Below are 19,043 nucleotides of genomic sequence, written 5' to 3' on the forward strand. Positions count from 1 at the left end.
GCAAGAAGGGAGAGGAAGACATGATCGGTTTGTGGCACTCCATCGTGAACACGCCTAAAATGAGGCTGAAATTTCAATTTAAAATATCCCGAAAAGCAGCTTATACGCTCGACATCGCTTCTGAGCCGCTAGCCATTCCGATTAAGGTGGACTCGGTTGCGGTCAATGGAAGCTCGCTTAGCGCGACGGCCGGGGCTTTCTGGATGCCGGGGCAGTCCATCGTCGTAAAGCTCGCATTTGACGGAGACGGTTTCATTGGCGAAATGACGATTCCAGGGATGGGCACGCTGCCGCTTCAAGGAGCGAAAGGCCGGGGGCCATTCTTGTCTGAGGACTTGATCGAGCAGGTAAGGCCGCTGCGCATGGATGGTATTCCTGTTCGCACGGACGAGGAAATAGATAGGGAGGTCGAATCCCTCCTGGGTCGTCTAACCCTCGAGGAGAAGGTCGGCCAGATGTTCCAGGTGCCGGCTTCGAGTTTCTCGTTCGGCGATGCGGTGGAGTCCGATCCGCCGGAGCAGCTGGTTGCGGAAGGTCGCGCCGGATCCGTGCTCGGCGCGTTCGACGTTGCACGCGTATTCGAGCTGCAGAAGCTGGCGGTGGAGAAGTCGCCGCATGGCATTCCGCTGCTGTTCAACGCGGATATTATTCACGGCGCCCAGACGATTTTCCCTGTGCCGCTAGCCTGGTCTTGCAGCTGGGAGCCTACAGCAGTAAAGGAAGCATGCGCTATTGCGGCCAAGGAAGCCAGCGCCTCGGGCACCGTGTACAATCACGGCCCGATGGTCGATATCGGCCGTGATCCGCGTTGGGGCCGCGTGGTGGAAGGCGCGGGCGAGGATCCTTATTTGGGTGCGCTGATGGCGAAGGCGCAAGTGGAAGGGTTCCAGGGCGAATCGCTGGCTGATCCGGAGACGATCGTCGCTTGCCTGAAGCATTTTATCGCATACGGGGCGGCGGAGGGCGGCCGGGATTACAACACGGTTGATATCTCCGAGATGTCGCTCCGCAATGTGTTCCTGCCGCCGTTCCAGGCGGGTCTTGAGGCGGGAGCGGCATCCGTCATGAACAGCTTCAATATTTATCAGGGCGTGCCGGTGGCGGCGAGCGAGCCGCTGCTCAAGGATCTGCTGCGAGAAGAGCTTGGTTTCGACGGCGTGTTGATCTCCGATTACGGCGCGGTCGAAGAGATTGCCGTGCACGGCCATGCGAAGGGAACTCGCGAAGCGGCTGGCATGGCTGCTCGCGCTACGATGGATATCGAGATGGCGACGCGTTCGTATGAATATCTGCCGGAACTGATCAGGGAAGGAATCGTGCCGGAGGAGACGGTAACGGATGCCGCGCGCCGCATTCTGCGATTGAAATACAAGCTCGGGCTGATGGACGATCCGTACCGATACGTCAGGCCGGAGAAGGAACGCGACTATCACTTTAACGAGGAGCATCTGGCGGCAAGCCTCGAGCTGGCGCGCAAATCCGCGGTGCTGCTCAAAAACGACGGCACGCTGCCGCTTCGGAATGGCGAAGGCGGGGAAGTCGGGCGTATCGCGCTAATCGGGCCGTTCGCCGATAGTAGGGATTTGCTCGGACCTTGGCAATTCTCGCGGTTCAGCCATGAGACGGTGACGTTGTACGAAGGGCTGCTCGGCAGGGGCATTGCGCCGGAGCGTCTGCTGTATGCGCAGGGCAGCGGCGTAAACGAGCCGCTGGAAGGCGGCATCGAAGCCGCATTGGAGCAAGCGGCGGCAGCGGACGTTGTCATGCTGGCTCTGGGCGAGAGCAGCGATATGTCTGGCGAGGCGGCTTCGCGTCTATCTATTGAGCTGCCGCAACCGCAGCTTGACCTCGCGGACGCGGTGCTTGCGCTGGGCAAGCCGGTCGTGCTGGTTTTGACGAACGGGCGTCCTCTCGTGCTCGGCGAGCTTGGCGAACGAGTCAACGCCATTCTCGAGACGTGGTTTCTGGGCTCGCAGGCGGGGAACGCCATCGCGGAGCTGCTTACGGGCGATTGCAATCCGTCCGGCAAGCTGACGATGAGTTTCCCGGCGCACGCAGGACAGGTGCCGGTCTACTACAACGGCTTCCGGACCGGCAGGCCGGTGACGAAGCACAACGAACGCAGCAAGTTTATTTCCAAATATATCGACGGTCCGAACGAACCTGCCTATGCTTTCGGCCATGGGCTGAGCTACTCCGAATTTTTATATTCGGATTTGCGGCTGGACCGCGCCTCCATCACGGGAGACGAGAAACTGACCGTAACGGTGACCGTCGAGAACAAAGGGCATGTTGCCGGCGTTGAGACGGTGCAGCTGTACATTCAGGACGTGCACGGCAGTATCGTTCGACCGGTGAAGGAGCTCAAGGGATTTCGCAGGCTGCGGATAGAACCCGGCGAAAGCAAGAAGGTTTCTTTCGAAATCGCCGAGAGGGATTTGATGTTCTGGTCGCCAAGGAACGGTTATGCGGCGGAGCCGGGCGATTTCGTTGCGTATGTCGGAGGCAGCAGCGTGGATACGCTATCGGTTGATTTTAAATGGTCCAATACGTAAAGCGGCAGAGGAGGATGACAGTATCGTGAACGTGCAGAAGCAAAGAGATATCAAGGCTTTGATCGCGGAGATGACATTGGAGGAGAAGGCCGGATTATGTTCCGGACTTGATACCTGGCACACGAAAGGAGTGGAGCGGCTCGGCATCCCGTCCGTTATGGTAACGGACGGCCCGCACGGCTTGCGCAAGCAACGCGCCTCGGCCGATCATCTGGGATTGTTCGACAGCGTGCCGGCCACCTGCTTTCCATCGGCCGCGGGCGTCGCCAGCTCCTGGAACCGCGAGCTGATCCAGCGCATGGGAGAGGCGCTATGCAAGGAATGCCAGGCTGAAAACGTCGCGGTGCTGCTTGGTCCGGGCGCCAATATTAAACGTTCGCCGCTGTGCGGTCGCAACTTCGAATATTTCTCCGAGGATCCGTATCTGTCTGCGGAGATGGCGGCCCACCATATTCTGGGCGTGCAGAGCGAGGGAGTCGGCACATCGCTGAAACATTTTGCGGCGAACAATCAGGAGCATCGCCGGATGACCTCGGATTCCGTCGTCGACGAGCGGACGCTGCGGGAAATCTATCTCGCCAGCTTCGAAGGCGCGGTCAAGAAGGCGCAGCCTTGGACGGTGATGTGTTCGTATAACAAGGTTAACGGCGAATTCGCCGCGGAGAACGAATATTTGCTGACCTCCATTTTGAAGGAGGAGTGGGGTCATGAAGGGTTTGTCGTGTCCGATTGGGGCGCGGTGAACGACCGGGTGAATAGTCTTGCCGCAGGCATGGAGCTCGAGATGCCGTCCAGCCACGGCGAAGGCGATCGAGCCATCGTGCAGGCCGTAGATGACGGCAGGCTTCCGGTAGAGAAGCTGGATAGTGCCGTCGAGCGTCTGCTGTCGGTCATCTTCAAAGCGGTGGACAATCGGCAAGAAGGCGCCGGCTTCGATCCAGAGGAGCATCATGTCCTTGCCCGCGAGGTTGCGAGGGAAAGCATGGTACTGCTCAAAAACGAGAACGGAGTGTTGCCGCTCCGCCGCGAGGGCCGCATCGCGGTGATCGGCGCGCTGGCGAAGGAGCCGCGTTACCAGGGCAGCGGCAGCTCGCAGATCAATCCAACTCGGCTTGAGGACATTAGCGAGGAGATGACGCGGGCGGCGGGCGATGCCGTGGTGCTTGGTTATGCGCAAGGGTATGCGCTGGATTCGGACGAAGCGGACGACCTGCTGACGCGCGAGGCTTTGGAGCTGGCAGCCCAGGCGGAGGTTGCGGTGTTGTTCGCCGGGTTGCCTAAGCGCTACGAATCGGAAGGTTTCGACCGCAAGCATCTTCGCATGCCGGCTAATCAAGTTGCGTTGATCGAAGCGCTCGCCGCCGTGCAGCCTAATCTGGTCGTCGTGCTGAGCAACGGGGCGCCGATCGAGATGCCGTGGCTCGGCAACGCAAAGGCGGTGCTGGAAGCGTATCTCGGCGGGCAGGCGCTGGGCGGGGCGATCGCGGATCTGCTGTTTGGCGACGCGAACCCGTCCGGCAAGCTAGCCGAGACATTTCCGGCGCAGCTGAGCGACAATCCTTCGTACCTGAGCTTCCCGGGGGAAGGCGACAAGGTCGAATACCGGGAAGGACTGTTCGTCGGGTATCGTTATTACGACAAGAAACGGTTGAGACCGCTGTTCCCTTTTGGTTTCGGTCTGAGCTACACGACGTTCGAATACGCCGATCTGATCGTAGATCGATCCGAATTAACCGATGAGGAGACGCTGCTTGTCTCCGTCAAGGTCCGAAATACGGGAAGCCGAAAGGGCAAGGAGATTGTACAGCTGTATGTATGCGACGCGGAGAGCGGCGTCATCCGTCCCGACAAGGAGCTTAAGGGCTTCGACAAGGTCGGGCTGGAGCCGGGAGAAGAGAAGACGGTTTCGTTCCGGCTGGATAAACGCAGCTTCGCTTATTACGACGTCGAGGCCCGCGACTGGGTCGTCGAGACCGGCGACTTCGAGCTTTTGGTAGGCGGGTCGTCGCAGGACATCGCCTTATCGGAGCGGGTGCGCGTCGTCTCGACGTTCGTCCGGGAGCTGCGATTCCATCGCAATTCTACCGTATCCGACTTGATGGCGACGGAAAAGGGCGCGGCGTTCGTGGAACGGATGATCGAGATGCTTCCGTTCGCGGGGAACATCGCGGAGGAGCACAGGGCGATGCTGAGAGCTTTTATGGAACATATGCCGCTTAGAGGTCTTATTTCCTTCAGCGGAGGCAAGTTTACGGAAGAGCTGCTGGCGCAGACGATTGCGCAGTTGAATGAATAAACGCATCGGCCGATGCGAGGAGCGGAGAGGGAGTGGATTGACCGTGACAGAAAGTATGGAGATTTATCCGCAGCCTAAGAAATTTGAAATGAGGAAGGGAAGGGCGGCATTGTCCGCCGATTTCGAACTCCGCGTGCAAGGCGAGCGGGCCGAGTCGATATCGGCGCAGGTGCGGTTGGAGCAGCGGCTGAGGGCTGCCGTCGAGCGATTAACAGATGCCGAATCTTCCTTCGGCATATCCGCATCGGCGGCGACGAACGTGGACGTCATTCACGACCCGGCGCTGCATCCGCAAGGATATCGACTAAGCTGGGACGGAGGCGCGCTGACCGTGGCGAGCAGCGAGGCGCAAGGACTCCATTACGCTGTCGTGACGCTGGAGCAGATGATGGCGCGGCACGGCGCGGTATGGGACGGCTATCTCATCGAGGATGAACCGGACTTTCCCGTCCGCGGTCTTATGCTCGACATCGGCCGCAATAAAATACCGAAGACGGATATCCTTCGCGGTCTAATCGATACGTTGTCGGAGCTCAAGATGAACCATCTGCAACTGTATATAGAAGGTTTCAGCTTTGATTACCCGTCTTATCGGGAATCGTTCCCGGAAGCGACGCCGATTACCGCCGAGGAGTTCCGCGAGCTGGACCTTTACGCGAAGGAACGGTTCGTCGATCTGGTGCCGAACCAGAATTGTTTTGGCCATATGGGGCCCTGGCTGGCGAAGCCGGAGTTCCGCGAGCTGGCGGAGCATCCGGACGGCATGCCGACGCCGCTGTCCTTCAAGCTGCCGCCGCTTACGCTCGATCCGACGGATGAGCGCTCGATTGCGTTAGTCCGAAAGATGTTCGACGAGTTGCTTCCGCATTTTTCCTCCGGGTACGCAAATGTCAACATGGACGAGCCGTTCGGGCTTGGCACCGGCCGGAGCAAGCCGCGCGCCGACGAGATCGGCGTGGGCCGCGTCTATTTGGAATTCGCGGAGAAGGTGTTTGAGGCCGTTCGGAAACATGGCAAACAAATTCTGATGTGGGGCGATATCGTCACGAAACATGAAGAAATTATTCCGTTGCTGCCGAAGGACGTAACCGTGCTGGATTGGAACTACGAAAGCCATACGTCCTTCGAAGCCCACTGCAAGCTGTTGTCCGAGAACGGCGTGCCTTTCTATGTTTGTCCGGGAACCAGCGCTTGGTCGGCCATAACCGGGCGTACGGACAACATGCTCGCCAACATCGAGGATGCGGCGAGAAATGGACTGTCATTCGGCGCTGGCGGGTTGATCGTGACCGACTGGGGCGATTCCGGCCACTGGCAGCCGCTCGTCGCCAGCTATCCCGCTTATGCGTACGCCGCCGGATCGAGCTGGGGCGTCCTGAATAACGCCGATCGTCACGATGCAATGGAGCAATATGTGTCGGATTGCATGTTGCGGGATCGCAAGGGCATTGCCGGCGGATTGCTGCTGGAGCTTGGACGCTACAATCGACTGGAGCAAAGCACGCTGGAGAACATGACATATGCGAGTTATTTGCTCAACCGTGGCTTGTCGACGAGAGTAAAGCTTGAAGAAGAGACCGACCAAATAATCCGGCTGTTCGCGCAGATCGGCGGGCGCGGCATCCCGTTCAAGTTGGACTATCGCTACGAAGAAATGCTGGCGTGGCTGGAGCGCCGCGAAGAAGAGCTTTCCAGACTGAAGCCGGATCTTTCGGACGGCGATATCGTGGTTGAAGAGCTTGCCAACGCTCTGCGGCTCATTCGACAAGGCGCCGGCTTGCACCGCTTCATTTTCAGGATCGATTTACCGGACGCACGCTCCGAGCTTGCCTGGCTCCGCGCGCTCAGGGGCGAGCTGTCAACTGCCATCGAGGAATTCAAGCGGCTCTGGCTGCTGCGCAACCGCGAGGGCGGACTATCGGCCAGCACGTCTAATTTGTATCGGTTGCTTGGTCAATACGAGGATGAGATCAGAGCGCTGGAGGAGCAAGTCGAGCAGTCTTCTCGGCCTGAGTGACATCAAGCCGACGTTTCGCTTCCGCGTACACGTCGGCGGGAAGCGGGCCCATCGCCGCATAACGTACGTTGTCGGCCAGATGGTCGACGTTCTTCGTGCCGACGATCGTCGTCGTCATGGAAGGATGGGACAAAGTAAATCGCAGCAGGAAGCCCGTTCGCTGTTCGCCATGTTCAAGAAGTTCGTCCAGCTTGGCTTCCTCCCAGATGCTCCAACGCTCCGAGGAACCGCGTCCGACGCCGGGTTCTCCTTGTCCTACGCCGCCGCGAACGATAATGCCGGCTCCGGTCTCCGCAGCCCGGACGATCCAGTTCTCATGCTCGCGCTCCAGCGCGGAGTAGGGGAGCTGGATCGAATCGAACGAACCCCATTCGACGAAAGCGGGGAGATGGGGCAAGTAGGACGATACGCCGATGTGCCTGACTTTGCCGCTAGCTTGTATCTCATTAAGTACTTCTACAAGCCTGCCGTCTTCCGCTTGCTTGACGGTTGGGCCATGCAATTGCAAAATATCGATGTAGTCTGTTCGTAATCTGGATAAGCTGGTGTCGATGTTTCGCATCAGATTATCTCTTGTCCACTCGTGCGAAACTTCATCGTGGTCGCCGCAATCGACGACCCTGCAGCCGCATTTGGTCGCCAATACGAATTCATGGCGGCGGTGGCCCAGGTATTTTCCGATCAGCTCCTCGCTTCGTCCATAATCAAGGGAGGTGTCGATCAGGTTGATGCCGGAATCGAGCACGGCCTCCAGCACGCGGGCCGCTTCGGAGTCTTCAATCGGCCGCCCGCTCCAGACGCGGGGACCGCGAATTTCCATTGCTCCGTAACTAAGCTTCGTCACTTCAATCCCCGCACGACCCAATATCGCCTTGTCCATGATTAGCAGCTCCTCTCCGATACCGCCGCCTGATCCATCGCAGCGGTTCGTATCTATTGTAACCGGATTCGGCCTGGGCAGGAATACTTTTACAGCGCTTAACCCGATTTATCTCGCGACGGGTTCGTCGATTTCCCCGCGCAGGAGACTAATTTCATGCTTGTACGGCGGATTGACATATTTCCGCTCGCCGATGGAAGGCGTCTCTAGCAGCTTCGGGATGTCCGTTAACTGAGGGTGGTTAACCACGTATCGCAGCGCCTCCAGTCCAATGCACCCATGACCGATATTTTCGTGACGATCCTTGCGCGAGCCCCGGACATTTTTGGAATCGTTGATATGGATAACCTTAAGCCGTTCGATTCCGATTATGCGATGAAATTGCTCCAGCACCCCGTCGAAGTCGTGCCGGACATCGTATCCCGCATCATGGATATGGCAGGTGTCCATGCAGACGGACAGACGATCGTTGCGATGCACGCCTTCCAAAATGGAGGCTAGCTCTTCGAACGAGGAGCCGCACTCGCTTCCTTTTCCCGCCATGGTCTCAAGCGACACTTGCACAGAACCGTCCTCCGACAAAACCTCGTTAAGTCCCTCGATAATGCGGCGGATCCCGGCTTTCTTGCCGGCCCCCACATGAGAACCGGGATGAAGCACGATCTGCAAAGAGCCGAGCGCTTCCGTCCTTTTGATTTCCGACCTTAGAAACTCCACGCCGTGCTCGAATACTTTAGACGTTATCGTGTTGCCGAGATTTATAATGAAAGGAGCGTGCACGACGATGTTCGAGATGCCATGCTCTCTCATATGCTCATGTCCTTCCCGTATCCGAAGCGACTCGATCGGCTTGCGTAGCGTGTTGTGCGGAGCGCCGGTGTAAATCAAGAAGGTGTTCGCGCCGTAGGAAGCGGCTTCCCTGCTGGCACGCAAGAGCATATCCTTTCCGGACATGGATACATGAGATCCGATTAACGGCTCCATCCTCGACTTACCTCCCATTCGAGCCTTGTATGCCTGCCGCAAGCAAGCTTAGCCATAGTGTTTCAAGAATTACCGGTTATAATCGCCTGCATCGGAATAAATATAGCGATAAGAACGACAATCCGAGCGGGTTCGCAGATATCAGGCCGGTATCTTGAAAAATGGAGTGCTGGACGCCCACGTTTAGGTTGAATGTTAAGTGGCAGGCATCCACCTCGCCACTTTCCTGAAAATCAATTACACGAAAAGTTGGACGGAAGCGTCTTTCCGCCCAGCTTTTTATTTTTGAGACTTATTGGACAGCCCTGTTTCTTTTTATAATTAACTACTTGGTTAACGTAATTAGGTTCAATTAACTTATGATTGACAAATAAGTTGACCTTCTTCATAATGAAACTGAATTTATTTAAATGATTTAATTAAACATTAATCATTTAGCTAATCTAAAGGAGGTCTTTTATTTATGTCAACGATATACCGATCCGAGCACCCGAGACCACAATTCATGAGGGATAGCTGGCTTAATTTGAACGGAGAATGGGAATTTGCGTTTGATGATGAAAATACGGGCACTTCGGAAGGATGGCATAAGGGAGATCGGCCTTTGCCGCTTCGCATTCAGGTGCCGTTCGCTTTCCAAAGCAAACTTAGCGGCATTGCCGATCCAGCCGTGCACGACACGGTATGGTATCGTCGTCCGCTGGACATTCCTGCCGAATTTGCAGGCAAAAAAACGATTCTCCACTTCGGAGCTGTCGATTATTTAGCTTCGGTATGGGTAAACGGCGTACTGGTAGCTACGCATGAAGGCGGACATACACCATTCCAGGCGGATATTACTGATGCGCTGCGCGAAGCCGATAACTGGCTCGTTGTAAAGGCGGTCGACTTTAGCCGGGACACAACGCTGCCGCGGGGCAAACAATTTTGGCTGGACGAGTCCGCTTCTATCTTCTATACAAGAACGACGGGGATCTGGCAGACGGTATGGATGGAAGCTGTCGCGACGGCATCTATCGACCGTGTGCGGATGATTCCGGACATTGACCGTAATGCAATTGAGCTGCATGCCTATTTCCGCGGGACAGCGGGACGCTCTCTCAAGCTGAAAGTCGAAGTGACCTTCGAAGGCGAACCGGTGGTTGAGGAGACGTACAATATTATCGACGACCGGCTTAATCGAACGATCGGACTCCGGGATCAATACGATCGCGGCGCCTCCCGACATTGGAGCCCGCAGCATCCTCGTTTGTACGACATCGTGTTCTCTCTGATAGAAGGCGATGCGGTCATAGACCAAGCGACCTCTTATTTCGGGATGAGGAAGGTATCCATCGAGGGTGGCAAGCTTTGCCTGAACAATCGCCCATTCTTTAGCAAAATGGTGCTCGATCAAGGTTATTTCCCGGACGGCAATCTTACGCCGCCGAGCGACGAGGCGATTCGCAAGGACGTCGAGCTGACCAAAGAGATGGGCTTCAACGGAGCGCGCAAACACCAGAAGCTGGAGGATCCTCGCTACTTGTATTGGTGCGACAAGCTGGGCCTTGTAGTCTGGAGCGAAGCGGCCAACGCTTATCAGTTTACAGAAGAGTACGTGCAGAAGTTTACAAAGGAATGGATGGAATCCGTCGAACGGGACGCCAATCACCCTAGTATTATCGCATGGGTTCCGCTCAACGAGAGCTGGGGCGTACCGAATATCCAGGTCGACAAGCAGCAGCAGGATCATGCCATGGCGATGTATTATTTAACCAAGTCGCTGGATCCTACGAGACCGGTCATTTCCAATGACGGATGGGAGCTGGTCAAGACAGACCTGTTCAACATCCATGATTACGAATGGAGACGCGAAGTGCTGGAAGAGCGGTACAGCACAGTAGAGAACGCCATAGAAGCGATGCCGGCGAACCGGAGATTGGCGGTAGAAGGTTACCCTTATGCAGGCCAGCCGATCCTGCTGACGGAATTCGGCGGAATCTCCTACAAGAAAAGCGATTGGGAGGGCTGGGGGTATTCCGGCGCGGACAATGACGAGGATTTCGAACAGCGCCTCCGCGCCGTCATCCAGCCGTTCCATGGCGCAGGCAGTGTCGTTCAAGGTTATTGTTATACGCAGCTGACGGACGTGGAGCAGGAGATTAACGGTCTGCTGACCTACGATCGCATCCCCAAAATTCCGCTGGAGCTGATCCGCGCGATCAACGAAGGCAAATAAGCTGGTATTGCAGCGGATAAACGGTAAAATATAGCGGGGCAGCCGCAAGTCAAAAAATAATGACTTGCGGCTGCCCCGTTTGTTGTTTGCTCTAATGGATAACATGATCTGATTGCAGATTGTTAAGGACGGCCATATATCTGATCTGAATGGTCGTTGTCGATTCATCAAGGAAAGACAGTGCCAACTTCAGGCGAAATACTTGTTCAGTAACGTCCAGGTCAGGAAGTAGAACAGCGACGACATCCGATGCGAGTGCGAGCTCCCATTCCTCGGAATATTCTTGCGGGAACTTATCGGCATCAGGCACTTCAGTCAATGAGCCAAGCCTGTTAGGAAATTCTGCGGCCAACGGGGCAGAGCCTAGACGATCACTTAGATGATCGATCAATGCCCGGCTGGTCGTTAATGCATCTTCTGGTCGATCAAAGCGGTAGAGGGCAGACATTAGAATGTTATTGTGAAAACCTAGTTGGATTTTTGTATCGAACTGATTCACTGAAATAGGTTTTTCCAACCAGTAGGTTGAGTCGTCGGAATTTCCGCCCTTTTCAATTTCTGGCGAACCATCGGGGAATAGAACTTTCCACACGTAATCATGATCTCTTCCAAAAAGAGTATAGATACGATCAAATGCATACCATTGATCCTCGTCCTGATTAACGGCAGGGTAAGGTGAAGATGTAGATGAACTCGGGTTGGCTTGACAGGAGACGAGTATGCCCCCGGCCAGAATAACGCCAACCAACAGACATGCGATCCAACTTGCAGATCGGGGGGAAGCAGGAGTGAAAAAAGCTCTGAACCTTGTTTTCATCCGATAATTGCCTCCTATAACTGATGAATATTCAAGCGCCCTAACAACTGATCGTCACGACAATGTCCTGGTCGTAATTGCCGAAGCGTTTGCCGAATAGACTTACGCCTCCGGCGTGGACGGCATCCTCGGGCGATTCGATGCGGAACAGGATCTCTTCGCCTGCGCTAAGCGGCAGATCGCCCACGGTGACGTCCGACAGCTTGACTCCGTCCATATAGGTCCCGTCTTGCGTAACATGAAGCGTCTTGAGCAAGCCGTGCTGAGTGCTGTATTCCCCCCACCAATGCGGCGTGAGCTTGCCTGCAGACTTGCCGAAGTCGCCTGGCGACGTCCAACGGCATACCGGGATGCCGCCAATCGCAAACGTGATATCGGACAGCCAATTCTCATCATAACCTGGCGCCTCCGAGCAGATTTCCAGCGAGATGCGCAGGTTGCTGACGGGCTTGCGGCCGGTCAAATAATTCGGAATGCGGTATTCGACGAAACCGCTGGCGAACCAGAGATGCTGCGCCAGCACATGATCGGGCTCGGCAAAATATCTGGGATCATCGCGCATGCCGATCAGCTTCGTATCGGAAGCCAGACCGCAGGTGGGCTTTACATGGTATGCGGAATATTGACCGATCGGGATGGAGCTTGTGTAGTGGTTATAAGGCTGTTCCGTGTTTTCCTCAGGAGCTGGACCTTCCCTGAATAGAAGCGTTGCTTTGTCGAGCTTCAGCTTGCATATTTTCTGGGTGCCGCGTTTGCCGGCGGCTACTTCGGTCTCCAAAATGCCGGCTTCCTCCAACTGGCTGACATGTTTCGTCACGATCGCGGAGGAGATGCCCAGGCGGGCTGCGATTTCCTTCATATTTAATTGCTCTTGCTTAAGCAATTCTATCATTTGTATGCGGGTTTTTGATGCCAGCGCTTCGAATAATGGCAAATTGCGTTGATTGACTTCCAGATTCATGGCGCACTCCTTCGAGCAGGCGAGCTGCTGCCTGTTAATCGATTTTATACGATTATATAACTGTTTCATTAATGTAACAAGTAATCGGTTAACTTATAGTGGGAAATCTTCTATCGAGGCCTTCGTTGTAGTAATAAATGGCAGTCCCCCTCATATCTCGTTTCGTATACGAACCGTATGATGAAGAGGTGATTGCGATGTTGACTAAAAAACATTGTGTGTTCTGTACGGAGCTTGTTGGAATGGAACGCGACGGTGAATACGAACGATATTTCGGATGCATGTGCGCCCCGCAAGGGCATTACAAGGTAAAGAGCGATGCGATTGCCGCGTTGCAGTCGTTTCCTTACGAAAAGAAGCGGCGTGTTCTGCCCCTTCTATCGGCATACATTCGGGAGCTGGACGAGCATGGCGAACGGGCATCTCTGACGCTGGAGCAAGCAGAGGCTATTGTGTCATCTCCGGAAGTAGCTACAACAATGGAGCAGAAGGGCCGCCGGCTGCTGAGATACTTATATCGGAATTCGAATTCCGCAGGGGATCCCGTCAATCTGCACCCGCTGGCTCGAGCTTATAATGTCGCTTATGCTTCTAATTTGCAAGAACTGGTCTACTTGATCGAAAAAGCACGCGACTCGGGATGGATTGATCGCGAGGGTGCCGTGCTAAAGCTGACGGAATCCGGCTGGGCTGAAGCGATGGCCGAATCCGGCGCTGGACGCCGCAAGGAGTGCTGCGTACTCGCAGGCAGCGAGCAGATCTATACGCAATGGTCCGCGATCCTTCCGAACGGTCTTGAACAATGCGGGTATGGCGTTCGTATGTTCCATCCGAATAAGATCCGGGAAATCGCCCGCGAAGCGCTGCAAGAAGCTGCCGCCGCAGGATCGGACGGACGAAGCGAAATGGTGGAGCGTCTGACATCATGCAAGCTGATCATTGTCGACGTGACGGAAGCCGATCCGGAAACGTATTTTGCCGCGGGGTTTGCCGCCCGGGCCGGCGTGCCGATTCTTTGGACCATCAAGCGGGAAGCGAGCGGCGATGCGGCCGGGCAGCCATCATGGCTGCGTCCGTTGCCATGGGATATGCCCGAACAATTAATTGAATTGCTGCAAGAAAGAGTCTAAGCAACGGTATATGAGGGTTTTCTCATGATGAATGCTGTTTCATTCTGAACCCCGGCAGGTTAAGGAAGGGTAGGCGCAACAGTCGCACACCTTAAAAATAACTGAAACCGAGAGGAAGATGATTATGAAGAGAGAGTCTAATAATCCCGTTCGCAAAACAACCCGTACCAAGCTGCTGCTGACCGCCACGATGTGCGCGGTGCTGTTGCTGGGGGCTTCGGCCTGCAACAACGGCAACAATGTCAATACAAACTCCAATGGCATTAACGATGATGCCAACAATATGCCGACCGTCACGGATGAAACGGTTGTTCCAACCGCAACGGATGCGCCGGCAGCAGAATAAGCGAGCAATTCCGGCGACTCTGCCGTATGTATAGGATGCCGATTGGCACCCTGAAACCTCCCGCCTATGGTCCTGATTTGGACTTCCAGGCGGGAGGTTTGTTTTGTAGTGCGCGAACGGCAAAGAACCCGTCTCTACGAACCGCCAGCGTTCCAGCCAACAAGGCTGCCCCTAATCTCCGATTATCGGAGATTAGGGGCAGCCTTGTTGACGTACGCTTACTTCATTTGCATTAGAACATAGGGAACACATAACGGACGAGGAAGTAAAGAAGTCCAAAGAAGATGAGGAGATAAGCCGCGTATTTAATCAAAGTAGCGAAAACGCGGCTGGAATCCGATCTGTGTTCGACATGTCTTTCTTCAATCTCGATATTTCGATTTGGCGGGTTCATGGCCATCGCCCCTTTCCCTGGTTTGTAATTATTAAGTACCCGCCTGTCCGCTATTCGAATCAAAGAGAAGAAAGGACGTCTTTACAATGTCTGAGTTGTAGTGTACTATTAAACTATAACACCTATACACAGGAGGAGCGGACGCTTAATGGTTGACATGAATAAAAGAAATTCTGCTGCCGAGGCCCGGTCAGATCGCAATGAAACGGTGCTTCAGTTGGATAATGTCTCGAAGATCATCGGAGGGAAAAAGCTGGTCAACGGACTCAGCTTCGAAGTAAAAAGCGGCGAGATCGTCGGTCTGCTTGGGCCTAACGGCGCCGGCAAGACGACGACGATCCGGATGATCGTGGGACTCATCGGGATGTCGGAGGGCGATGTCCGGATTGGCGGGAGCAGCGTTAGCAAGAGCTTTGAAGCGGCAATAAGGCATATTGGAGCCATTATCGAGAATCCGGAATTTTACCCTTATATGACGGGATTAGATAATCTGAAGCAGTTCCAGCGAATGACCGAGGGCGTGTCAGAAGAACGGATCCGCGAAGTAACAGCGCTTGTTGGCTTGCAGGATGCCATGAACAAAAAGGTAAAGGCATATTCGCTTGGAATGCGGCAGCGTCTCGGCATCGCGCAGGCATTGCTTCACAAGCCCAAGGTGCTCATTCTGGACGAACCGACGAACGGGCTTGATCCTGCAGGCATTCGGGAGATGCGCGATTATCTCAAGCTGATTGCAGACAAGGAGAGGATCGGCATTCTCGTATCCAGCCACATGCTCAGCGAGATGGAGCTGATGTGCAGCCGCGTCGTCGTTATTCAAGAGGGTAAGCTCATTGCGGTCCGCTCAATCAAGCATACCGAGAGCGAAGAGAAGAGTTCCATGTCCCTCAGCCTGGAAGTAACCGACGTCGAGCTGGCATCCAGGACCCTGGCAGCTGCAAATAAGGCGGAGCTGCTAAGCAAGGATGCAGACAGAGGCATGCTGGCCGTCAAGCTGAAGCACGAGGATATTCCGTCGCTGGTAAAGGCGCTGACGGATGCGGGAGTGGGACTCTACCGGTTAGAAGAGATTAAATCTTCGTTGGAAGATGAATTTATGAAATGGACGGGGGCGAATCGCAGTGCGTAGTTTTAGTAGGTTGGTGCTCAATGAATGGTTAAAGCTTTTTAAGCGAAGCTCGATCTTGGTCCCGTATGTTATTCTTGCGGCGTATGCCGCGATCTTCGGCTATGCGGTATTCAAGATGGGGAGCGAGTTCGGTTCCGGGGCGGAATTTGCCGCGCTGGCGATCGGCATGAGTTCTGCTGGACAGGTGCTTCCTCTGCTTGCTATCATTACGATGGCTGGCATGGTGTCCAAGGAATATCGGATGGGCACCATTAAGCTTCTGCTCATCCGTGCACACAGCCGCAACAAGATATTAGCTTCTAAATATACGGCATCGCTCCTGTTCATCATCTCTCTTATTTTGTTTACGGCCGCTGCCGTTCTCGTAACGGGCACCATCGTTTACGGATGGGGCGGAGAAGCGGCACACTGGAACGAGATCGGCCGCTCGATGCTGTACATGTTTATTTATACGACCGTCTACGTAACGCTTACCTTCATGATTGACATACTGACCAAGTCGAGCGGCGTTACCGTCGGCATTGCCTTGTTTTGCGTTATGATGGGAGGACTGGCGACGCTCCTTTTGTCGAAGTACTCTTTTGCCAAATTTATTTTGTTCGCTAACACGGATCTATCGCAATTTAACGCGGGCAACGAGCCCATGATTCCGGGCATGACGCTGCCGTTTTCCGTATCGGTGCTTATTGTGTACGTAGCGCTGTTCCTGCTTGCAAGCTTTGTCACGTTTAGAAAACGCGATGTCTCATAAGTCGGCCTGGAGCGGACTGGCATCGAGAAGGAGCATAGCCCACTGTGACGATAGAATTCGATAATAACATGCCGATTTATATCCAAATCATGACGCATGTAAAAAAGATGGTTATTACCGGCAAGCTCGGTCCCGGCGACAAAATTGATTCCGTGAGAGAGCTGGCCGCCGAGCTGCAGATTAACCCGAATACGATCCAACGTACGTTCCAGGAGCTGGAGCGCGAAGGAATCGTCGAGACGCGCCGCGGCATGGGGCGTTATGTGACTAGCGAGGAGTCGACCATTATGCGATTAAAGAAAGAGATGGCTGGAGATATGCTGGAACGGTTCGTGCTCGGCATGAAGGAGCTGGGCTTCGACGACAGCGACATATTGGCGCTGGTAAAGGATACGGTTCATCATCATTCCGAACGGGAAAGGGAGAGCTGATCGTCGATGGAGCCCATTCTTCAGTTAAAAGATGTAGTCAAACGCTACGGCACGAAGCCGGCGCTCTCCGGCGTGTCGTTCGAAGTGGGACCGGGCAAAATTATCGGTCTGCTCGGGAGCAACGGAAGCGGCAAAACGACGATCATGAAGCTGGCGGCGGGACTTATGCAGCCGACATCGGGAAGCGTCGCCGTTTGCGGACTGCCAACGGGCAAGTACTCCAAAGCCTGCACGGCATTTATGCCCGATAAGCCGCTGACGGAGAGCTGGATGAAGGTGCGCGACGCCATTGCGTTCAGCCGCGATCTCTATCCGGACTTCGATGATGCCAAGGCGCGCGACATGCTGTCGTTTATGCAGCTCAACCCCGACGACAAGACAACCTCATTGTCCAAGGGGATGAACGAGAGGTTGCAGCTTACACTCACTATATCGCGAAATGCGAAGCTGTACCTGCTGGACGAACCGATCGGCGGCGTCGATCCCGTGGCGCGCGATAAAATTTTGGATGCGATCGTTCAGTATTACAACGAAGAGAGCAGTCTGATCATATCCACGCATCTGGTCCGCGATATCGAGCGGATTTTCGACGAGGTCCTGTTTATCAAAGAAGGCAAGGTAGCGCTGCACGAGGCTGTCGACGACTTGCGAATGAAATACGGGAAAGGCGTGGATGAAATGTTCAAAGAGGTGTACGCGCAATGATCAAGCTGCTTAAATATGATTGGAAGCGCAATTCGAACAGTATCTTCGCTGCGACGGTTATTTTTATCCTTGCGCAGACTATATTGACGGTTGTAGGAGAAATCAAGGACTGGGTGCCGCTTACGACCTACATCGTTTCAATCGTCCTCTATGTGTTTGCAGGATTTTTGGCCTTCTTAATGGTGTGTCAGACGTACAACGCCAACTTGAAGGCATACAGCCGGCGATTGCTTCCGTTACCTTCGCTTTACACGGTCGCATCGCCAATTCTGTTATTGCTCGCCAGCATGGCTTTCCTGCTCGTTCTTTTTTTGCTTCATGAATTTGCGTTCGTGACATGGCTCGGATTGGATGAGACGATTCTGTCGCCTATAAGGGAGCAGTTGGAGCTGAAGCTCACATTGTCGTTTTTGATCGGATTTGTATGGCTGACGGTTTCGGCTACCGTCTTCGTTTTTTTCTGCATCACCTTCGCCAGAACCTTCGAGGGCAAGATCGGCACATGGCTTGGCATTCTTATGTTTATCGGCTTGGCGGCGGTGCTAGGTTGGCTGGATGAGCTTGTGCATTCGAACTCCTCGAGCGGCAATGTGCCGTTCGGAATTACGGGATTCAGCATGGCGGACACGCCAAGCGGCGATGGCTTGACGGTGACCGTAACGGGGATCCAAGGCATCTCGATCATCTCCTTCCTGATCGAGATTGCAACCTGCGTTACGCTGCTCTTTGGCATTCGTTATATGATGAATCGCAAAATCAAGTTGTAATCTCCTTATCCGTCCGGCCAGCGAAGCTTTCTGCTTTGCTGGCCGGACGTTTTTCTTTGCGGTTATCCTCTCCCCATTTGGTCCAAGGTAGTCTATAATAGACAAATAACGACAATCAGTCAGGACAGAATGGAGGTGTAAGCGTTATGTCGGATAAGGAAGAGTTGGTACGATTCGGCGTATCGTTCCCTTCACAGCTGATTGGGCAGTTCGACGCATTTATCGAAGAGCAGGGCTACAAAAACCGATCGGAAGCGATTCGCGATTTGGCGAGGAAGGTATTGCTGGAGCCTACGCGACTCGGAAGCGATGAGTTCGTGGCCGGAACGATAGTTGTCGTCTACGACCATCAAGTTCGGGAGCTGCCGATCGTCTTAATGGACATCCAACACGATTATCATCATGATATTGTCTCCAATATGCACGTGCATTTAAATCACGATCAATGCCTGGAGGTCATCGTCGTACGCGGCCAAATGGGTACGCTGAGGGAGCTGCATGAGCGCATTCAGATCCAGAAGGGCGTTTCGTACGCGGAGCTGTCGGTCACATTCGCCGAACCTCAAGGAACAGAAGCACATGCTCATGGCCATGGTCACAATCATGGTCACGGTCATAGACACAGTCACAGTCGTCAGGCAGATGAACGATAGGATTAACAT

General features: G+C 54.5%; 16 protein-coding genes. 12 read left to right on the forward strand and 4 right to left on the reverse strand.

The features are described 5' to 3' along the window. Nucleotides 1-20 precede the first annotated feature (20 nt). From KJW29_RS05455 to KJW29_RS05465, 3 genes are all read left to right on the forward strand, one after another. The gene (locus KJW29_RS05455) at nt 21-2,555 is read left to right on the forward strand and encodes a glycoside hydrolase family 3 N-terminal domain-containing protein (protein ID WP_214629044.1); all 2,535 of its coding nucleotides are present in this window, start codon (nt 21-23) and stop codon (nt 2,553-2,555) included. 70 nt (nt 2,556-2,625) lie between these two features. After that, a complete protein-coding gene (locus KJW29_RS05460) occupies nt 2,626-4,851 on the forward strand; it encodes a beta-glucosidase family protein (protein WP_246608806.1) in 2,226 nt (741 codons plus the stop codon). A gap of 43 nt (nt 4,852-4,894) precedes the next feature. Further along, nucleotides 4,895-6,868, forward strand: coding sequence for a beta-N-acetylhexosaminidase (locus tag KJW29_RS05465; protein WP_214629046.1), 1,974 nt, complete (start codon nt 4,895-4,897; stop codon nt 6,866-6,868). On the opposite strand, the gene KJW29_RS05470 is transcribed toward KJW29_RS05465, so the two are convergent. Both KJW29_RS05470 and KJW29_RS05475 read right to left on the reverse strand, forming a co-directional pair. Next, the gene (locus tag KJW29_RS05470; protein WP_214629047.1) at nt 6,822-7,748 is read right to left on the reverse strand and encodes an aldo/keto reductase; all 927 of its coding nucleotides are present in this window, start codon (nt 7,746-7,748) and stop codon (nt 6,822-6,824) included. The genes KJW29_RS05465 and KJW29_RS05470 overlap by 47 nt on opposite strands. A 108-nt stretch (nt 7,749-7,856) precedes the next feature. Continuing rightward, nucleotides 7,857-8,732 carry a deoxyribonuclease IV gene (locus KJW29_RS05475; RefSeq protein ID WP_214629048.1) on the reverse strand — a complete coding sequence of 292 codons (876 nt, stop codon included), beginning with the start codon at nt 8,730-8,732 and terminating at the stop codon, nt 7,857-7,859. A gap of 463 nt (nt 8,733-9,195) precedes the next feature. Here KJW29_RS05475 and KJW29_RS05480 point away from each other — a divergent pair, with 463 nt between their 5' ends. Then, on the forward strand, nt 9,196-10,950 hold the full coding sequence (locus KJW29_RS05480) for a glycoside hydrolase family 2 protein (protein ID WP_214629049.1): 1,755 nt from the start codon (nt 9,196-9,198) through the stop codon (nt 10,948-10,950). Between the two features lie 91 nt (nt 10,951-11,041). Here KJW29_RS05480 and KJW29_RS05485 read toward each other — a convergent pair whose 3' ends face one another. Next, nucleotides 11,042-11,767, reverse strand: coding sequence for a bacterial transcriptional activator domain-containing protein (locus tag KJW29_RS05485; RefSeq protein ID WP_214629050.1), 726 nt, complete (start codon nt 11,765-11,767; stop codon nt 11,042-11,044). Nucleotides 11,768-11,807: 40 nt separating this feature from the next. Continuing rightward, the gene (locus tag KJW29_RS05490; protein ID WP_087571024.1) at nt 11,808-12,728 is read right to left on the reverse strand and encodes an ArsR/SmtB family transcription factor; all 921 of its coding nucleotides are present in this window, start codon (nt 12,726-12,728) and stop codon (nt 11,808-11,810) included. A gap of 197 nt (nt 12,729-12,925) precedes the next feature. On the opposite strand from KJW29_RS05490, the gene KJW29_RS05495 reads away from it, so the two are divergent. The 8 genes from KJW29_RS05495 (at nt 12,926) to nikR (ending at nt 19,034) form a co-directional block, all read left to right on the forward strand. Continuing rightward, nucleotides 12,926-13,858, forward strand: a complete 933-nt coding sequence (locus KJW29_RS05495) for a hypothetical protein (protein WP_214629051.1) — start codon at nt 12,926-12,928, stop codon at nt 13,856-13,858. 124 nt (nt 13,859-13,982) lie between these two features. After that, a complete protein-coding gene (locus tag KJW29_RS05500; RefSeq protein ID WP_087571026.1) occupies nt 13,983-14,204 on the forward strand; it encodes a hypothetical protein in 222 nt (73 codons plus the stop codon). Nucleotides 14,205-14,746: 542 nt separating this feature from the next. Beyond that, nucleotides 14,747-15,727: an ABC transporter ATP-binding protein gene (locus tag KJW29_RS05505; protein ID WP_246608601.1), complete on the forward strand. Its 981-nt coding sequence runs from the start codon at nt 14,747-14,749 to the stop codon at nt 15,725-15,727. Next, entirely contained in the window at nt 15,720-16,478 is a 759-nt protein-coding gene (locus KJW29_RS05510; protein WP_214629052.1) for an ABC transporter permease, read from the forward strand. The genes KJW29_RS05505 and KJW29_RS05510 overlap by 8 nt, the downstream gene beginning before the upstream one ends. 44 nt (nt 16,479-16,522) lie before the next feature. After that, a complete protein-coding gene (locus tag KJW29_RS05515) occupies nt 16,523-16,909 on the forward strand; it encodes a GntR family transcriptional regulator (protein WP_087571028.1) in 387 nt (128 codons plus the stop codon). Between the two features lie 6 nt (nt 16,910-16,915). Continuing rightward, nucleotides 16,916-17,614 carry an ABC transporter ATP-binding protein gene (locus KJW29_RS05520; RefSeq protein ID WP_108991443.1) on the forward strand — a complete coding sequence of 233 codons (699 nt, stop codon included), beginning with the start codon at nt 16,916-16,918 and terminating at the stop codon, nt 17,612-17,614. Further along, nucleotides 17,611-18,381 (forward strand): hypothetical protein, encoded by a 771-nt coding sequence (locus KJW29_RS05525; RefSeq protein WP_214629053.1) that lies wholly within the window; start codon nt 17,611-17,613, stop codon nt 18,379-18,381. The genes KJW29_RS05520 and KJW29_RS05525 overlap by 4 nt, the downstream gene beginning before the upstream one ends. A 146-nt stretch (nt 18,382-18,527) precedes the next feature. Then, nucleotides 18,528-19,034, forward strand: a complete 507-nt coding sequence (nikR, locus tag KJW29_RS05530; RefSeq protein ID WP_214629054.1) for a nickel-responsive transcriptional regulator NikR — start codon at nt 18,528-18,530, stop codon at nt 19,032-19,034. Nucleotides 19,035-19,043: the final 9 nt, after the last annotated feature.

Origin of the sequence: Paenibacillus agaridevorans, from assembly GCF_018604145.1 — a bacterium.
In the GTDB taxonomy this organism is placed as follows: Bacteria; Bacillota; Bacilli; order Paenibacillales; family Paenibacillaceae; genus Pristimantibacillus; species Pristimantibacillus agaridevorans.

Coding starts and splice junctions, on each gene's coding strand:
- KJW29_RS05490 (WP_087571024.1), bottom strand. CDS start 12,728: ATGAATCTGGAAGTCAATCAACGCAATTTGCCATTATTCGAAGCGCTG.
- KJW29_RS05525 (WP_214629053.1), top strand. CDS start 17,611: ATGATCAAGCTGCTTAAATATGATTGGAAGCGCAATTCGAACAGTATC.
- KJW29_RS05470 (WP_214629047.1), bottom strand. CDS start 7,748: ATGGACAAGGCGATATTGGGTCGTGCGGGGATTGAAGTGACGAAGCTT.
- KJW29_RS05485 (WP_214629050.1), bottom strand. CDS start 11,767: ATGAAAACAAGGTTCAGAGCTTTTTTCACTCCTGCTTCCCCCCGATCT.
- nikR (WP_214629054.1), top strand. CDS start 18,528: ATGTCGGATAAGGAAGAGTTGGTACGATTCGGCGTATCGTTCCCTTCA.
- KJW29_RS05455 (WP_214629044.1), top strand. CDS start 21: ATGATCGGTTTGTGGCACTCCATCGTGAACACGCCTAAAATGAGGCTG.
- KJW29_RS05460 (WP_246608806.1), top strand. CDS start 2,626: ATGACATTGGAGGAGAAGGCCGGATTATGTTCCGGACTTGATACCTGG.
- KJW29_RS05495 (WP_214629051.1), top strand. CDS start 12,926: ATGTTGACTAAAAAACATTGTGTGTTCTGTACGGAGCTTGTTGGAATG.
- KJW29_RS05520 (WP_108991443.1), top strand. CDS start 16,916: ATGGAGCCCATTCTTCAGTTAAAAGATGTAGTCAAACGCTACGGCACG.
- KJW29_RS05505 (WP_246608601.1), top strand. CDS start 14,747: ATGGTTGACATGAATAAAAGAAATTCTGCTGCCGAGGCCCGGTCAGAT.
- KJW29_RS05500 (WP_087571026.1), top strand. CDS start 13,983: ATGAAGAGAGAGTCTAATAATCCCGTTCGCAAAACAACCCGTACCAAG.
- KJW29_RS05475 (WP_214629048.1), bottom strand. CDS start 8,732: ATGGAGCCGTTAATCGGATCTCATGTATCCATGTCCGGAAAGGATATG.
- KJW29_RS05480 (WP_214629049.1), top strand. CDS start 9,196: ATGTCAACGATATACCGATCCGAGCACCCGAGACCACAATTCATGAGG.